Consider the following 14,968-nt stretch of genomic DNA (forward strand, 5'->3'; position numbering starts at 1 on the left):
TTCTCATCACCCCTTTGCGAGTCTCAACACCTCGTTTATGAACTCTTTCTCAGGATAAGCTCCTACAAAGAACTTCGATGGATCTCTGTTCACAACGATATGGGGAACAGAAGAGACTCCGAATTCCTCACTCAGCTCCCAGTATTCGTTCGCTTCTATCATTTCTCCTATTATCTTGTCGCTGGCCATGGCCATGTTGTGAGCCATGAGAACCGCCCTGGGGCAGTAGGGACACGTTGGTGTAACAAACACACTGATCCTTATCGGTTCCTCGAGACTCTGGAGTTTCTGAATGCTCTCCTCGGAAAGCTGCGGTTTTCCTTCAGAGACGGTGATGATATCTTGAATGAGTGTTCCAAATTCGTGTCCTGAAGGGACTCCGTAGAATCTAATACCGTAATCCTTACCATCCTCGGGCAGAAGAATTGTAGCAGGGACCATTTCCACCTGGTACTTTTCCACCGCTTCTTTGTCGCTGTCGAAATCGTGAATTTCAAGTTCGAGCTTTGGATCGACAGAGACGAGTTCCTCCAGGACCTGTTCTGTGATTTCGCAGTACTGACAGCGCGTTTTGTCTTTCGTCTTGAAAAAGACGATCTTTACCTTTCTTTTGAGTTCTTTCCCAAAGAGATCCTTGAGATAAGCAATGTCCTTGTCCGACAAGATACCCATTTTTTCACCTCCAATATAATTCTACCAAATTAGTCGAACTTGTCTACTCCGTTTAGTAAACCTATTGTTACACCAAGAACAAGCAAGATTGAAATCACGAAAGGATTCTTTAGATCTGCATTCGAAAAGACAATGTACAGACCAAAAAACTTCAGGGCAGGTTTTACAAAGGATTTGAAGAGCTTTTTTCTGATCTGATAAAGGCTGAATTCTCTGTCATTGTATCCAAAGGAGAGAAACATAACGCGGTACTGTTCATTTATACTCATCAGAAAATGAACAGATTCTCCAAGAAAGAAGAGCACCGCCAGAACAACCACTATCAGATAAAAAAAGAGAGAATTCAACATCCAAGAAAACAGGTAAATGAGACCCAGCGTGGTGAACTCGTTGAATATTTTGAGGGCACTCAGATCAATTTTTTCTCTTCTTTTCAGATAGAGATATGAAAAGAAGACAGATACAAAGAATCCAACAACAGAAAAGGACAGCCCTTCAAGGAGCCAGATCATTTCTCATCCCTCTTGTTTTCTTCCTTTTTGAAAATTTCAGATATGGCTCCCAGGCTTGCGAGTATGGAACTCGCCTCAAACGGGAGGAATATCTTTGTCGCCTGACCGTTGGCTATTTCCTTCAGCGTCTCAAGGTACCTGACGGTGAGAAGATCTTTGGTCGGATTTCCTTCGTGTATCGCGTTGAAAACGAGTTTTATCGCCTCAGCCTGTCCACGGGCTTCGAGAATGAGTTTTTGCATGTTCGCTTCCGCAACTCTCTTTATGGCTTCCGCTTCACCTTCTGCTCTCAAAATGGCCGCGTTTTTCTGACCCTCTGCTTTCAATATCTCCGCCTGCTTGTAACCCTCCGCCTCCAGTATGGCAGCTCTTTTCGTTCTCTCCGCCTTCATCTGCTTACTCATAGCATCGGTGATATCCTGAGGTGGATCTATCTTTTTGATCTCAACCCGTGTGATTCTCACACCCCACTTGTCCGTTGCTTCGTCGAGAACAGTTCGAAGCTTCATGTTTATTCTTTCCCTGGATGTGAGCGTTTGATCGAGCTCCAGTTCACCTATGACGTTTCTCAGATTCGTCTGAGCGAGCTTTATGGTGGCCATCTCGAAGTTGCTCACGTTGTAAACCACCCTGTACGCGTCGGTGATCTCGTAGTAGATCACGGCATCTACCGTCACAACCACGTTATCTCTTGTTATAACCTCCTGTGGAGGAACATCGATGACTTTTTCTCTCATATCCACCTTTATCATTCGTTCGAAGAAAGGAATTATGAAATGTACTCCTGACCCGACTTCTCTTTTGAATTTCCCAAGCCTTTCTACGAGACCTCGTTCGTACGGACGCACGATCCTTATAGAACTCGCAGCCAGTACGATCAGGAAGAAAACCAGAACAACAAGAGCTATCAACATAGAAACACCTCCCTCATACTCTTTTTACAACCACATGGGCACCTTCCACCTTCATTATCTTCACGTGTTCTCCTTTCTCTATGACCTCATCGTCGTCTTCCGCGTACGCCCTCCACACATCTCCATCGATCTTCACAAGGCCAGTTCCCTTTCTGTTGTCTATTGTCTCAATGACGAGAGCCACCTTTCCAGCGATCTCTTCAACATGGATCTTTCTCGGAGATTCCCAGTTCTGAACCAACCTTCTCGTGAGGAAGACGAGTACTATAGATACAGCTGCAAAAACTATGATTTGAACGTACACCCCAAGATAGAGTGATACCAGAGAAGCGGCAAGGGCGCCCACTCCAAACCAGAATATGAAGAATGTAGGTGTGAGAATTTCCGCAACCATAAGGATCACACCGAGAACGAGCCAGAACACCCAGGCTTCCATATTTTCGCCCCCTCACATTTCAAACACCTTTCTTGGATCCATGTAAAGGATCTCTACATCAGGCATTTCCTCCTTGTATTTTTTTATGACCGACTTGAGCTGTCTTATGTAACGGGTGGAAATGTGGTAGAGAATGACTTTTTTGACACCCGCTGCTTTCACAGACTCCATCACTTCGTCTATGGCAGCGTGGTTCTTGTACCTTCGGTCGCGTGCGTCCAGGAAAGTACACTCGTGGATGAGCAATTCCGTTCCACGAATCTCCTCAGGATCGAGCGCCAGCGAGTCCCCGCTGATAGTGAGAACCTTTTTGTGGTATTCTTCAGTGACGAAGTCTCTGCCTTTTTCTTTTACAAGACGTGAGATTTCTTTGCTGTCCAACCCCTGAAATTCTTTCTTCAGTTTCCTTCTAACCTCGAATATGTGATAACCAAAACTCACTTCAGAGGAAACGTGTTTCGTTCTGAACGGTTGAACGTACCTTTTGAACCCCCCTGCATTCCTCAGAAAGACTCTCTCACCTTCCTTCAAAGGGTGAACGTTGAAAGAGAATCTGAGATCGGGGTTTGCTCTCTTTATGAATTCGGTGTACTCCTCCACTGCCCTGTTTCCTTCTGGATAAAAAACGTCGAGGGGCTTTTCTCTGTCTCCCATACCGTTGTTCCTTATGTTCACAACTCCCCACAATCCCGCTATGTGATCCACGTGCCCATGAGTGAGAAAGACGTATTTGAAGGCGTACACCTTACTTCCAAGAGTCGTGGAGACACCCTCTCCCGCATCAAAGAGTATACGCTCCGGTGAATAATAGATCCAGGTGGAAAACAGCGCCTTTGAAAACCCTATGATGTTCATTCTTCTCTCTCCACCCTGATCTTTATCGTGTCCTTTACACCCCCTGGCAGACTGACTTCCAGAGAGTACTCACCCAGTTCTTTTATGGGTTTGTCCAGTTTAAACCACCTTTTATCGAGCTTCAAACCGGTGGTTTTTGAGATCTCTTCTGCGAGTGTTGCGGCTGTGACAGCTCCGAATATCTTTCCGCCTTCACCTGCTTTGACCTTCACAACGTGAGTTCTTTTTTTCAATTCCTTGAGAATCTTTTCACTCTCTTCTCTTTCTCGTTCCTTTTTTCTTTTTTCTATTTCTTTTTCGTGTTTTATCGCCCTTTCAAGCCCTTCCGTGTATTCTTTTGCAAAACCACGGGGTATGAGGTAGTTCCTCGCGTATCCATCCGAAACTTCTTTGATTTCACCCTTTTTCCCGATCTTTGGAACGTCCCTGAGAAGTATCACCTTCAAAACAAATCACCTCCTGAAAATTTTTCCTTATCTATTCTATCATGCTTGATTGATATAATCTTGAAAAGAGGAGGTGTGAAGTGTGAAGAAAGCGATAGTTCTGTGTGCCGGAAAAGGGACAAGACTCAGACCGCTCACATTCACAACTGCCAAACACCTTATCCCTATCGCTAACAAGCCCATTCTCTTCTACAGCCTGGAAAACATCGCGCGAGCCGGTATCGAAGAAGTGGGAATCGTGGTTAGTCCTCACAACGCCGAAGAGTTTAAAAGCATAGTTGGTACAGGCGAAAACTTCGGCCTCAGGATCTCTTACATCATTCAGGAAGAACCTAAGGGCCTTGCACACGCCGTCTGGGTTTCACGGGAATTTCTCGGAGACGAGGATTTCATGATGTATCTGGGAGACAACCTCATTCTCGAAGATCTAGGAAAATTCGTGAAAGATTTTGAAAACTCGGACTATGCCGCTTCGATTCTACTATCGCCGGTCAAAGATCCAACCCGTTTCGGTGTAGCTGTAATGGAAGGTGACAGAGTGATAAAGGTTGTGGAAAAACCCAAAACTCCCCCCAGCAATCTCGCCATCGTGGGACTCTATCTCTTCAGAAACAAGATCTTCGAAGGAATAAAGAACATAAAACCTTCCTGGAGGGGAGAACTCGAGATAACGGACGCCATCGAATACCTTATTGAGAAGGGTGAAAAAGTTCGGGGTTACATCGTTTACGGTTGGTGGAAAGACACTGGAAAGCCAGAAGATCTGTTAGAGGCGAACAGGAAGATCCTGATGGAGACAACCGAAGAACTTCTCGGGGAAATGGATGACAAGTCCTCCATACAGGGGCCCGTGAGAATAGGAAAAGCGTCGAAAATCGTCAATTCTGTGATCAGAGGTCCCGCGGTTATAGGAGAGAATTGTTTCATAAAGAACTCCTACGTAGGGCCCTATTCCTCAATAGGAAACAGAGTGATACTCGAAGATTGTGAAGTGGAAAACAGCATCGTGATGGATGAATGCTCTATAACAGGTGTGGAAAAAAGAATAGACTCTTCCATATTGGGAAAGGGAGTTTCTGTGAAAGGATCGCAGAAGAGACCGGCGAGCTTGAATCTCATCCTGGGGGACATGAGTCGGGTGGAGCTTTAAAAAAGAGGGGCTTTGAGCCCCTCTTATTGTTTTGTCCATTTCACGATGATAGGCGAGGCAATGTAAAGCGAGGAATACGTTCCCACAATCGTACCCACCGTCATTCCGAAAGCGAAGGGTTTGACGGCGTTTCCAGCAAACAGAAGAAGAACAAAAACGACGAAGAACGTGGTGAGAGAGGTGTTTATCGTTCTGGCGAGCACCTGATTTATACTCATGTTCACGATGTTCACCATGTTCCTTCCGCGATATCTTCTCATGTTCTCCCTGATCCTGTCTGAAAGAACGATCGTGTCGTTGAGAGAGTAACCGAGTAGTGTGAGAAACGCTGCCACCGCCGCGACGTTTATCTCGTAGCCGAACAGCGAGAAGAATCCCATGGTGATGAGCACATCGTGTATCAGAGCCACAACAGCGGCGACTCCAAAGATGAATCTGAATCTGATGGTTATGTAGATGAGGAGCACAACAAGAGCCACCAGAATCGCCGTCCACGTTCCCCTTCTGATTTCCTCAGCCGCTGTTCCACTGATCTCATTGAAGGACACCACCTTGCCAGAAAGGAGCTTTTCCATCTCTTCCTGAATTTTCTGCTTTTCATCCGGTTCGTAAGTTTTCGGAACGATAATGGAGTACTTCTGAACGTTTGAAGGATCTCCCGCGGAACGAACTTCTACTATTCTCGCGTTTGCAAATTCTTCAGAGATTTGAGAAATAGCGGCCCTTATGTCGTTTTCCGTGACCTCTTTGTTTTCAAATCTCACTATGATCTCGGAACCACCGGTGAACTCCACTCCGAAGTTGAATCCTTTCGTGAATATGGAAACGATGGATATCGCTATCAGTATCAGCGAGATCGTAATGAAGATCTTCGACTTTCCCATGAAATCAATTTCTTTCCTCATTGCCCGGTCCCTCCCTGTGCCTCATCGGCTCTGAGTGGCTTGATGAAGCGCGCAAGTGCATCGAGAAGCAGACGACTGAATACCAGATTCACAAATATACTTCCAAGTACACCGATGATCAGAGTGATGGCAAAGCCTTTGATGGTTCCTGTGCCAAAATAGTAGAGAATGAGACCTGTGAGTATCGTCGTGATGTTCGCGTCGAGTATCGTCGAAAGCGATCTGTCGAAACCAGCCGCTATGGAAGTTTTAACAGGTTTACCCAGCCTCATCTCTTCTTTTATCCTCTCATATATGATCACGTTTCCATCGACGGTCGTTCCTATAGTGAGGATGATACCCGCTATTCCAGGGAGGGTGAGAATGAATTTGCCGGCTGCCATCACACCAAGAAGTAGTACGGTGTTGTAAATGAGCGCAAGATCGGCAACTATGCCCATCGTTCTGTAGTAAATGATCATGTAAACGAGAACGAGTATTAGTCCGATTATTCCTGCTTTCAAGGAAGCATCGATCACATCACGCCCGAGGAGCGGTGCAACCCATCCCGAAGAGGTTTTTACGAGCCTTGCGGGAAGCGCGCCACTCCTTAGAATGGCAGCGAGCTGTTTCGCTTCTTCCAGTGAGAAATTACCTGTTATCTCTGCCTTCCCATCAGTTATGATTGCAACCACTTGACCAACGAATTGAACAACATCGTCGAGCACTATAGCGAGTCTCTTCTTTGGATCATAAGTTCCCTCGGGAACGTACAGCGCTTGTGTGATCTTTTTGAATATATCAACATATTCCTTCGCGAGTTCAAAGGAAACCTTGTAGCCGTATCTTCCAGTTCTTGTCTCCACTTCCGGTCTTGCATACACGATTCTTGGAGCTTCAAGAACCAGGTCTTTCCTTCCCATTATCTCTTTTTTCACGAGGTACCACTTTCCATCTCTTCCTTTGAGCCATACTGCGTTCTCTCTTCTGGCTTCAAGGGAAAGTTCAGGTACTTTGCTGGGATCTTCACCGAGGTACTCATCGAGAACCTGAGCAAAGTAAAGGACACCCGTCGATCCGATCAACTTTTCCGCCTGGACCGTGTCGGTCGCCCCGGGTATCTCCACTACTATGTAGTATTTGTTATCCCGGAGTACTTTCTTCACGGCCGCTTCTGTGTAACCAGCCGCATCGAGCCTGTTTCTCAGCACGGTCCATACGTCATCCACAACATCGGAAGGATTTTCTGTTCCTTGCTGAACTTCAACCATGTATTCGATCCTTGCACCACCTTTTATATCCAAACCAAGACGAATGTTGGATATCCATCCTCCTTTACTGGGCCAGAAAATGGCAAGCAGGGCACCAGCCAGTACCAGTAGAACTACTATGAGTCTTACTCTGTCTCCCCTCATTCATCATCCCTCCTGATTTTCCTGTGACCTCTCCTTTATAACCGTGGAAATAGCCCTTTTTGTTATCTCGAGTTCCGTGGAATTTGCTGTTTTGATCTTGACGGTGTCCTTTTTGATATCGATGACTTTCCCGACAATTCCTCCGATTGTGACGACCGTGTCTCCTCGTTTCATCTGACTTATCATCTGCTGGAACTGTTTTTCTCTTCTCCTCTGGGGAAGGATGATCATGAAGTAAAAAATGGCTATGAAGAATATCAGCATGAAGAGGAGACTTCCCCAGCCACCACCTGTTGCGGTTGTGGTGGTACCGTTCGAAGCACCCGGAGCTGCTGCGTAGATGATCTCAGGCATTCTCCTTTCCTCCCTTCTCAAATATCAATTGAAGCCGTCTGTAAACCAGTGGAACCAAAATGAATTGAAGAACGATACCGGGAATACCCGTGGTAAAACTCAATAAAATGGAGGTTAACGGCTGAAGCTTAATACCAATGAGGGCCCCAAGAACGTAGTAGGAAACCGAGTAAACGAGTCTTCCAAGAACTACGGCGATGAGGATTCTAACGAAAATGTTCTTCTTCATAACACCCATAACGAAACCGTACGTGAACACCTCAGGTATCATGAAGAGAAACATTGGAAATGGAGGCATCCCCATCGTTAAAAACGAAAGAATAGGAAGTACCGCACCCGTCACTCCTCCCACGAAGGCTCCAGAAGTCGCTCCAGCGAGCATGGCCACCAAATGAAGAGGCAGGAACATTCTCCCGAGGTTCAGCAGATGAAAAAGATAGGCAAGAGCTACACCAACAGCGAGCCACATCGCAGTGTAGGTCAACTTTCGCATCCGCATATCACCCCTCTTTTTCGAACTTCGAATTGATTATATCATCTATCATGTTTCTGGCTCTCTTTACATCATGGTCAATAGCAGCCTTCAGCTCCTCGATTGAACCAAATTTCTTCTCATCCCTCATGAATTTCAATACTTCCAGTTTCAGCTTCTTTCCGTAAAGATCGCCTTCGAAATCCAAGATGTACACCTCGTACTTCACGTTTCTTGCATCACCCACGGTGGGCCTGAAACCCACGTTCATAACACCGAATTTTTTCTTTCCATCCGGCAGATGAACTCTCACCAGATAAACTCCTCTTTTCAGATCTACGAGTTTTTCATTTCCTCTATCGATGTTGGCAGTTGGAAATCCCAACTTTCTTCCAAACTCCCTGTCTTTGTGGACGATTCCTTCGATTTCGAAATATCTGCCAAGATATGCAAGAATTTCCTCCACTCTTCCCTCCTGAACGAGGTTTCTGATCAGAGAACTGCTCACTCTTTTTCCCTGAACAACGACATCTTCAATTTCATAGACTTCTATACCTTTCTTTCTGAGAAAAGACGCGTTTCCGCTCACGTTCTTGCCAAATCTGAAATCCCTTCCAACAACAACAGCTGACACTCCAGATAGATACCTCTCGACGAACCCTTCTGGGGTGAGATCTTTTATTCTGAAAAAATCCAGAACAACGGTTCTGGCGTAACGAGAAAGCATCTCCACCCTGCTTTCTACCGTCATAAGAAGACCGGGAAAATCCGGTGAGAAATATTCGGGGGGATAAGATATGGTGTAGATAAGGCTATCGTCCTTCCTGAAAAATGCTATTTCCTTCATGGTCCTCAAGACCTTCTGATGCCCGATGTGAACTCCATCGAAAACTCCGATGCTGACAACCATTCCTTTCACCTCGTGTTGAAGACCTTTCTGAGGGTCAAAACTCGCTCGTTTCTTTCGTGCTTTCTCAAGGTTTCCAGAAACGAAGAATTTCTTTCCGCTTCAGCCAGAGCAAGTAACCGTCCTTCTTCGTTGAATACTCTGACAACTTCACCCTTTTTGAAACTGTCCCATTCTTTGAGCATCTCAAGGTATATTTGAGAACCGTTGAGAATCATTTTCGTTGATTCCTGATGAACGACAACACGCGGCAGCCACTCAAGGCATTTTTCGAGTGGTATGATCCTGTTTTCGATCTCTTCAGGAGCGGCTTCGAATACGTTCAAACTTTCCTCGATTGTATGAGGTCCCACGCTCTCTCGTACGAGCTCAACGGCGGTGGCACCGCAACCGAGCTTGTAACCTATATCCATACAGAGAGATCTTATGTAGGTACCAGGAGACACTTCCACTCTGAAAGAGACGTCTCTTCCCTCAATATTCACGTCCCATATCTTGAAGATCTTCACTCGCTTTGGTGGAAGATTTATGATCTTTCCCTCTCTCGCCAGTTTGTAGAGACGTTCGCCTTTGTATTTTTTAGCAGAATAAGCTGGTGGAACTTGGTCGTATTCTCCCACAAAGGAAAAGATTGCTTCTCTTATTTCTTCTTCGGTGACGTTGCACTCTCGTTCTTCGACAACTTCGCCTGTTATATCGAAAGTCTCGGTTATCAAACCAAGCCTCATCTTCACCCAGTACACCTTTTTCAAATCCTTGTAGAACTCGAGAATTCTCGTGCCCTGGTTGACACCGATTATGAGAACCCCACAGGCGAACGGATCGAGAGTTCCTCCGTGTCCGACTTTCCTCGTCTTCAATTTTTTTCTAACTTCGTCCACAACATCGTGCGATGTGGGGCCTTTAGGCTTGTAAGCTACAAGGATTCCGTGCTTCACTCTTCTTTCTTTTCCTCCTCTTTCTTTTCTTTGTCCTTCAGAGGATCGTATCCAAGTTGAACCAGCAGCTGGTGAACTTTCACACTCGCCTCTATGCCTTTGTCCTCGTAAAAGCGGATTTCGGGAGCAACGTAGAGTCTCAGATTTTTGGCGATAAAGGTTCTGAAAAAACCCTTCGCTCTGTTCAATATTTCAACCGTTTCCTTTCGTTCTTCCGGTGTGCCGAGGAAACTGACATAGACGTCTGCGTACCTTTTGTCCTTTGAGAGTTCCACTCTGGAAAACGTGACGAAATCTTTCTTCAAGCGGGGATCTCTCAGCTGTTGAAGTGCTTCCATCAAAAGTTTTTGAATCTCCGATTCGAGCATGGCCTTTCTATAGGCTGGATTCATTCTTTTCACCTCCTAATCTATCTGCAAGAATTCCTGAGCCTTGCTGTACTTCTCCTTGGATTTATCCAGTATTCTCAAGAAAGTTTTCGGTTTCACTTTCAGCACATTCAAAGCAAAAGGAGAAAGTTTCGGATCTCCCCACGAAAGAGAAGCCCCTTTCATCATGAGATTCGCTATCACATCTCCTATGTGGACCATGGAAACCTGGTTGACGAAGAGTTCGTTCGGGTTACCCTCGACGTTGTGGTGAAATTCCGCAGACAAAACAAGAAGATCTGGAAAATTCCACTTTCTGAGCAATTTTGCGCCCACTTCGGAGTGCGGTGGAATCCCAAGCTCCTCTTCTATGTCTATGAGGTTTTTCTTCGTCTTTTGAGCAATTTTGGCTTCCGTTTCAAGTATATCGGAGAACAGTAGATCATAAACTACCTTGCCCAGATCGTGGAGGAGTCCTGCTATGAAGATCTCTTCCTTAAGGGGATAGCCCATTGTTTCTGCAACGGTTTCTGAAGCGATAGCACTCGCTATGAAATGCTCCCAGAGCTTTTCACGATCGATTCCAGAGGAACTGTTTTTGAAAACCATATCGTAAGTGAAAACACTGAGAGCGAGATTTCTCACCGTTTTGAAGCCAAGGATCATGACCGCTTCGCTCAACGTGGTTATCTTTCTTGGAACGCCATAATAGGCTGAGTTGGCCAGTTTCAACACCCTAGCACTCAAGCTTGCGTCCATCATGAGAGTGTTCGCCACTTCAGTAGAAGACGCATCCGGCTTTGAACAAACGGCGATTATCCTTTGAACAACAACATTTGGTGAAGGTAACTTGTCTATTTCTTCAATTATCTTGTCTATTATCTTCGCCGGCACGGTCTTTTGGGATCCACACAAAGAATCTGGATCCCTTACCCACCTCACTTTCCACCCATATCCTGCCGCCGTGAAGCTCCACGATCTCTTTTGTTATGGCAAGGCCGAGTCCCGTTCCAGGCACTTCGTAGGTCAACGAAGAATCTACCCTGTAAAACTGTTCGAATATCCTATCCTTTGCGTGATCCGGTATTCCTATACCGTTGTCCTCTACAATTATGAGAACACCGCCATCTTTCTCATCCAAGATCACCTTCACGTACTTATCAGGAGCATCTTTCTTTGAGTACTTCACCCCGTTGTCGAGAAGATTCAAAAGTACCTGTCTGATTCTTGTTGGATCGATGTAAGCTTCCACAGGACAGGGAACATTACTCTCAAAGAGAACATTCACGTTGTGAGATGAAGCAAATTCTTTGATCGCGTTCACCGCACTTTCTACGAGATCACAGAGATCAACTTTTTCTCTGTTTATTTGAAGGGATTTCCTTTCAAGCCTGGAAAAGTCCAGTAACTCATTCAGGAGATTTTCGAGGTGGTTGCTTTGATCTATTATCACCTCGAGGAACTCCTTGAGGGTGCTGAGATCCAGTTCCTCCAGACTGTTGTAAACTGTTTCCGCATAGGCTTTTATGGCCGTTAAAGGTGTTCTGAGCTCGTGCGAGATGTTCGCTATGAACTCCGTTTTCATCCTGTCTATTCGCTTCAGTCTTTCGAGTTCTTTTGATTCTGTCACGTTTTCAACGATCGTCAGCGCCTGAATTTCACTGCCGAGGGCAAGAGGTATCGAGGTGATGGAAAAGAATTCTTCCCCTGATATCACTTCACCCACTCTTTGTGTTCGCAAAGATATTGCCTCTTCTGACAGAGAAATGGCCTTCTTCAAAACTTCATCTGGAAAATTCTCCTCTTTGAACTTCTCATTCTGAAATTTTATTTCCCCATTCGAATAAACGAAGATCCCCTCTGGAAGACCGTTAAGAATGACGTTCACGTAGTTGTACGTTTCTTCTAACTCCCTGTACAACTTTATGTTTTCCAGAACGATCGCCGAAAGAAACGAAAGAACTTTGAAAATCTCTGTTTCTTCCATTGATGGCTGGTGATTCAGTAGCACAATTAAGCTTCCAAACATCCTATCCTGTTTCACAACAGGGACTATTCCAACATAACCGAATTCATCCTCCACAAAGACAGGGTTGGATTGTCTGATGGACCAGTCAATGAACTCTTCGAATCTTTTTATATCGATGTCTCTTCCCCAGATTTTTCTCTTGTTTTCATCGACGAGAACCACCTCTTTGATATCAACAACTTTTTTCACCAGGTTCAAGAGACCCTGAAGAATATCGTTTTCCGTTTTCGCATTGGAAAACTCCATTATCATTATTGAAAGGAGTAAAAACAGACGGTTGTTTTGTTCTTTTATTTCTTTTGTTTCCTCCAAAGAAAAGTCACCTCACAATTTCTGTTGCCGCTTTTCTCAATCGATTCATCACCGCAAATAGAATTCCCCTTTCTTCAAATCCCTCAACAATTATATACTCTTTCCCCATTTTTTCAGCCTCACGCAGAGCAGAAAAGATATTTTGGGCGATACTGTAGGGTTTTTTCAAAGATCCTACAACGATTCTGTCGTCGTACAGTTCCTTTCTCTCTTCAACACAGATGACCACATGATCCGGATACTTTTTCAATACTTCCTCCATCTTCGTCAAATCTTCTACGAGTATCAGAGGCTTTAAAGGAGCGTAGTGTCGGTATTTCATTCCCGGTGCAAGCGGTCTGCCTTCAAAATTTCCTTTTCGTACAAAATCGGGCACAACGAGTCCCGGAAAGAGCTCTTTCAGTCGTTCAACTTCCACTGGCCCTGGCCTCAGAAGAACAGGCTTTTCTTTTGTGAGGTCCACAATGGTGGACTCCAAGCCGAAGGGGGTATCCCCTGCGTCGATTATCAGCTTAACTTTGCCCATGAAGTCTTCTACGACGTGTTTCACGTTCGTAGCGCTGGGTCTTCCCGAAATATTTGCGCTTGGAGCGGCTATAGGATGACCGAAGAGTTCTATCAACTTCAGGGCCACCGGATGTGCTGGCATCCTCATGGCCACCGTTGGAAGACCAGCGGTCACCACGGGAGGTATCTTTTCGGATTTTTTTCGAAGAATAACCGTCAACGGCCCCGGCCAGAACTTTTTCAAAAAATCCAGATGAGGTTCGTAACCCTCCGCGATTTCCTCCAGCTGTTCGAAGGAATGTATATGAACAATGAGAGGATTGTCAGCGGGTCTTCCCTTCAGCTCGAAGATCTTCTTGCAGGCCTCTTCGTTGTACGCATCCGCTCCTATTCCGTAAACGGTTTCGGTGGGGAAAATGATCACTTCTCCGTTTTGAAGAAGTTCGACTGCTTCTTTCAGAACTTTCTCGTCGGGAAAGAGGGGATCCACCTTTAACACTCTGGTCACAGGTTTTCCCTCCTGATATGATACAAAATAAAGGGGCCCTTCGGAGCCCCTTCTGGTGCCGAGGGCGGGACTTGAACCCGCACGGGGTCATCCCCCAGCTGATTTTGAGTCAGCCGCGTCTGCCATTCCGCCACCTCGGCCCTCCATTATATATAGTACCAGCTCTCTCTTTCTAAAGTCAAGTTCCGAGAATCCCTCTTCCTTCTTGAATTCTTTTAAAATGTGTGCTAAACTATTATTAGCACTCAAAAGAAGGGAGTGCTAAATCATGAGAAGGCTCAACAGGAAGAACAACGAAGCCTTGAAGAAACTGAACGATCGTCAGAGAAAAGTGCTTTACTGCATCGTGAGAGAGTACATAGAAAATAAAAAACCTGTGAGCTCACAGAGAGTTCTGGAAGTGAGCAATATAGAGTTCAGCAGTGCCACTATAAGAAACGATATGAAAAAATTGGAGTACCTTGGATACATATACCAGCCCCACACATCGGCTGGGAGGATTCCAACTGACAAGGGGCTGAGATTTTACTACGAAGAGATGCTGAAGATTTCAAAGGAGACATCAGAAGCGGATCTCGCTGTGGAGACTTTCAAATCGGTGCCTCTTGCCGATCCGGAAAAAATTCTCTTCCTCGCAGGAAATCTTCTAGCCCGATTGACGCAGGGTTACGTCCTCATAGAAAGACCAAACACAAGAGATTTGAAAATACTCAGAGTGATGCTCATTCCTGTTTCGGAGGACTACCTCATCTTTTCCATACTGACAGAGTTCGGCGTTTCCAGAGTTACCCCCATCAAAACTCAGGAACGACTGAACTGGGAAGAAATCGAAAGACAGCTCAACTTCCTCCTCAGAGGCAGGACAATAGGAGAAGTGTTGATGGGTAAAATAGAAAGCCTGAAAGGAAGTGGCTTTCTCAGATTGATAGAATCTCTGATAGGTGAGACTGTCGAAAGATATCTGGATGCGGGGCTTGAAAATCTTCTAAAGGATGAAACTCTCACTCTGGAGGACATCAGAAACCTTCTCGAAGAAGTGAAAGATCAGAAATTTCTTGAGAGCTTAGTTGGAGAAGGCATAACCGTCAGGATAGGAAGGGAAATTGGCAGAAAAAATCTGGAGAAATTCGCTGTTTTTTCAGGAAGATACTTCAAAGGAGAATCTCCTATCGGTAGTGTGTACTTCTTCACGTCGAAGGTTACAAGGTACGATAGAAATCACAAAATATTTGAGTACATTTTGAACCGTCTTTCAGAGTATTTCACTTCAACTTCCAGGAGGTGAAAAG

Annotated in this window: 18 protein-coding genes and 1 tRNA gene; 2 read left to right on the forward strand and 17 right to left on the reverse strand. The window is 45.3% G+C overall.

The genetic code is table 11. The features are described 5' to 3' along the window. Positions 1-6: 6 nt before the first annotated feature. From TRQ2_RS00295 to rplI, 6 genes are read right to left on the reverse strand one after another with little or no spacing between them, the layout of a single operon-like run. Positions 7-672 (reverse strand): thioredoxin family protein, encoded by a 666-nt coding sequence (locus tag TRQ2_RS00295; protein WP_011942762.1) that lies wholly within the window; start codon positions 670-672, stop codon positions 7-9. Between the two features lie 29 nt (positions 673-701). Then, entirely contained in the window at positions 702-1,184 is a 483-nt protein-coding gene (locus TRQ2_RS00300; RefSeq protein ID WP_012310294.1) for a hypothetical protein, read from the reverse strand. Beyond that, a complete protein-coding gene (locus tag TRQ2_RS00305) occupies positions 1,181-2,098 on the reverse strand; it encodes an SPFH domain-containing protein (protein WP_012310295.1) in 918 nt (305 codons plus the stop codon). Before TRQ2_RS00305 ends, TRQ2_RS00300 begins: the two co-directional genes overlap by 4 nt. Positions 2,099-2,111: 13 nt before the next feature. Continuing rightward, on the reverse strand, positions 2,112-2,534 hold the full coding sequence (locus TRQ2_RS00310) for an NfeD family protein (RefSeq protein ID WP_004080739.1): 423 nt from the start codon (positions 2,532-2,534) through the stop codon (positions 2,112-2,114). 12 nt (positions 2,535-2,546) lie between these two features. Beyond that, the gene (rnz, locus tag TRQ2_RS00315; RefSeq protein ID WP_012310296.1) at positions 2,547-3,389 is read right to left on the reverse strand and encodes a ribonuclease Z; all 843 of its coding nucleotides are present in this window, start codon (positions 3,387-3,389) and stop codon (positions 2,547-2,549) included. Beyond that, positions 3,386-3,835 carry a 50S ribosomal protein L9 gene (rplI, locus tag TRQ2_RS00320; protein ID WP_012310297.1) on the reverse strand — a complete coding sequence of 150 codons (450 nt, stop codon included), beginning with the start codon at positions 3,833-3,835 and terminating at the stop codon, positions 3,386-3,388. Before rplI ends, rnz begins: the two co-directional genes overlap by 4 nt. An 82-nt stretch (positions 3,836-3,917) precedes the next feature. Between rplI and TRQ2_RS00325 the strand changes: the two genes are divergently transcribed. Further along, positions 3,918-4,985, forward strand: a complete 1,068-nt coding sequence (locus TRQ2_RS00325; protein ID WP_012310298.1) for a glucose-1-phosphate thymidylyltransferase — start codon at positions 3,918-3,920, stop codon at positions 4,983-4,985. Between the two features lie 23 nt (positions 4,986-5,008). Here TRQ2_RS00325 and secF read toward each other — a convergent pair whose 3' ends face one another. From secF to TRQ2_RS00380, 11 genes are all read right to left on the reverse strand, one after another. Further along, entirely contained in the window at positions 5,009-5,890 is an 882-nt protein-coding gene (secF, locus tag TRQ2_RS00330) for a protein translocase subunit SecF (protein ID WP_012310299.1), read from the reverse strand. Then, entirely contained in the window at positions 5,887-7,284 is a 1,398-nt protein-coding gene (gene secD / locus TRQ2_RS00335; RefSeq protein WP_004080746.1) for a protein translocase subunit SecD, read from the reverse strand. The genes secF and secD overlap by 4 nt, the downstream gene beginning before the upstream one ends. A gap of 3 nt (positions 7,285-7,287) precedes the next feature. Beyond that, on the reverse strand, positions 7,288-7,638 hold the full coding sequence (gene yajC, locus TRQ2_RS00340) for a preprotein translocase subunit YajC (RefSeq protein ID WP_004080747.1): 351 nt from the start codon (positions 7,636-7,638) through the stop codon (positions 7,288-7,290). Beyond that, positions 7,631-8,131, reverse strand: a complete 501-nt coding sequence (locus TRQ2_RS00345; RefSeq protein ID WP_008193067.1) for an ECF transporter S component — start codon at positions 8,129-8,131, stop codon at positions 7,631-7,633. Before TRQ2_RS00345 ends, yajC begins: the two co-directional genes overlap by 8 nt. Before the next feature lie 7 nt (positions 8,132-8,138). After that, positions 8,139-9,020, reverse strand: coding sequence for a riboflavin biosynthesis protein RibF (gene ribF / locus TRQ2_RS00350; protein ID WP_012310300.1), 882 nt, complete (start codon positions 9,018-9,020; stop codon positions 8,139-8,141). Positions 9,021-9,025: 5 nt separating this feature from the next. Continuing rightward, positions 9,026-9,955, reverse strand: coding sequence for a tRNA pseudouridine(55) synthase TruB (gene truB, locus TRQ2_RS00355; protein WP_012310301.1), 930 nt, complete (start codon positions 9,953-9,955; stop codon positions 9,026-9,028). Continuing rightward, positions 9,952-10,347: a 30S ribosome-binding factor RbfA gene (gene rbfA, locus TRQ2_RS00360; RefSeq protein WP_012310302.1), complete on the reverse strand. Its 396-nt coding sequence runs from the start codon at positions 10,345-10,347 to the stop codon at positions 9,952-9,954. The genes truB and rbfA overlap by 4 nt, the downstream gene beginning before the upstream one ends. Positions 10,348-10,359: 12 nt before the next feature. After that, on the reverse strand, positions 10,360-11,217 hold the full coding sequence (locus TRQ2_RS00365) for an HDOD domain-containing protein (RefSeq protein WP_041434233.1): 858 nt from the start codon (positions 11,215-11,217) through the stop codon (positions 10,360-10,362). After that, positions 11,186-12,664, reverse strand: a complete 1,479-nt coding sequence (locus tag TRQ2_RS00370; protein ID WP_012310304.1) for a cell wall metabolism sensor histidine kinase WalK — start codon at positions 12,662-12,664, stop codon at positions 11,186-11,188. The genes TRQ2_RS00365 and TRQ2_RS00370 overlap by 32 nt, the downstream gene beginning before the upstream one ends. Positions 12,665-12,671: 7 nt before the next feature. Further along, positions 12,672-13,679, reverse strand: a complete 1,008-nt coding sequence (locus TRQ2_RS00375) for an L-threonylcarbamoyladenylate synthase (RefSeq protein ID WP_012310305.1) — start codon at positions 13,677-13,679, stop codon at positions 12,672-12,674. Between the two features lie 53 nt (positions 13,680-13,732). Further along, a tRNA-Leu gene (locus TRQ2_RS00380) sits at positions 13,733-13,819 on the reverse strand. Positions 13,820-13,947: 128 nt separating this feature from the next. On the opposite strand from TRQ2_RS00380, the gene hrcA reads away from it, so the two are divergent. Then, on the forward strand, positions 13,948-14,964 hold the full coding sequence (hrcA, locus tag TRQ2_RS00385; protein ID WP_012310306.1) for a heat-inducible transcriptional repressor HrcA: 1,017 nt from the start codon (positions 13,948-13,950) through the stop codon (positions 14,962-14,964). Positions 14,965-14,968 lie beyond the last annotated feature (4 nt).

Source organism: Thermotoga sp. RQ2, assembly GCF_000019625.1.
Lineage (GTDB): Bacteria > Thermotogota > Thermotogae > Thermotogales > Thermotogaceae > Thermotoga > Thermotoga maritima.

What these genes read in the sequence shown, in the direction of transcription:
- TRQ2_RS00295 (WP_011942762.1), bottom strand. Translation starts at nt 672, where the DNA reads ATGGGTATCTTGTCGGACAAGGACATTGCTTATCTCAAGGATCTCTTT.
- TRQ2_RS00300 (WP_012310294.1), bottom strand. Translation starts at nt 1,184, where the DNA reads ATGATCTGGCTCCTTGAAGGGCTGTCCTTTTCTGTTGTTGGATTCTTT.
- TRQ2_RS00305 (WP_012310295.1), bottom strand. Translation starts at nt 2,098, where the DNA reads ATGTTGATAGCTCTTGTTGTTCTGGTTTTCTTCCTGATCGTACTGGCT.
- TRQ2_RS00310 (WP_004080739.1), bottom strand. Translation starts at nt 2,534, where the DNA reads ATGGAAGCCTGGGTGTTCTGGCTCGTTCTCGGTGTGATCCTTATGGTT.
- rnz (WP_012310296.1), bottom strand. Translation starts at nt 3,389, where the DNA reads ATGAACATCATAGGGTTTTCAAAGGCGCTGTTTTCCACCTGGATCTAT.
- secF (WP_012310299.1), bottom strand. Translation starts at nt 5,890, where the DNA reads ATGAGGAAAGAAATTGATTTCATGGGAAAGTCGAAGATCTTCATTACG.
- secD (WP_004080746.1), bottom strand. Translation starts at nt 7,284, where the DNA reads ATGAGGGGAGACAGAGTAAGACTCATAGTAGTTCTACTGGTACTGGCT.
- yajC (WP_004080747.1), bottom strand. Translation starts at nt 7,638, where the DNA reads ATGCCTGAGATCATCTACGCAGCAGCTCCGGGTGCTTCGAACGGTACC.
- TRQ2_RS00345 (WP_008193067.1), bottom strand. Translation starts at nt 8,131, where the DNA reads ATGCGAAAGTTGACCTACACTGCGATGTGGCTCGCTGTTGGTGTAGCT.
- ribF (WP_012310300.1), bottom strand. Translation starts at nt 9,020, where the DNA reads ATGGTTGTCAGCATCGGAGTTTTCGATGGAGTTCACATCGGGCATCAG.
- rbfA (WP_012310302.1), bottom strand. Translation starts at nt 10,347, where the DNA reads ATGAATCCAGCCTATAGAAAGGCCATGCTCGAATCGGAGATTCAAAAA.
- hrcA (WP_012310306.1), top strand. Translation starts at nt 13,948, where the DNA reads ATGAGAAGGCTCAACAGGAAGAACAACGAAGCCTTGAAGAAACTGAAC.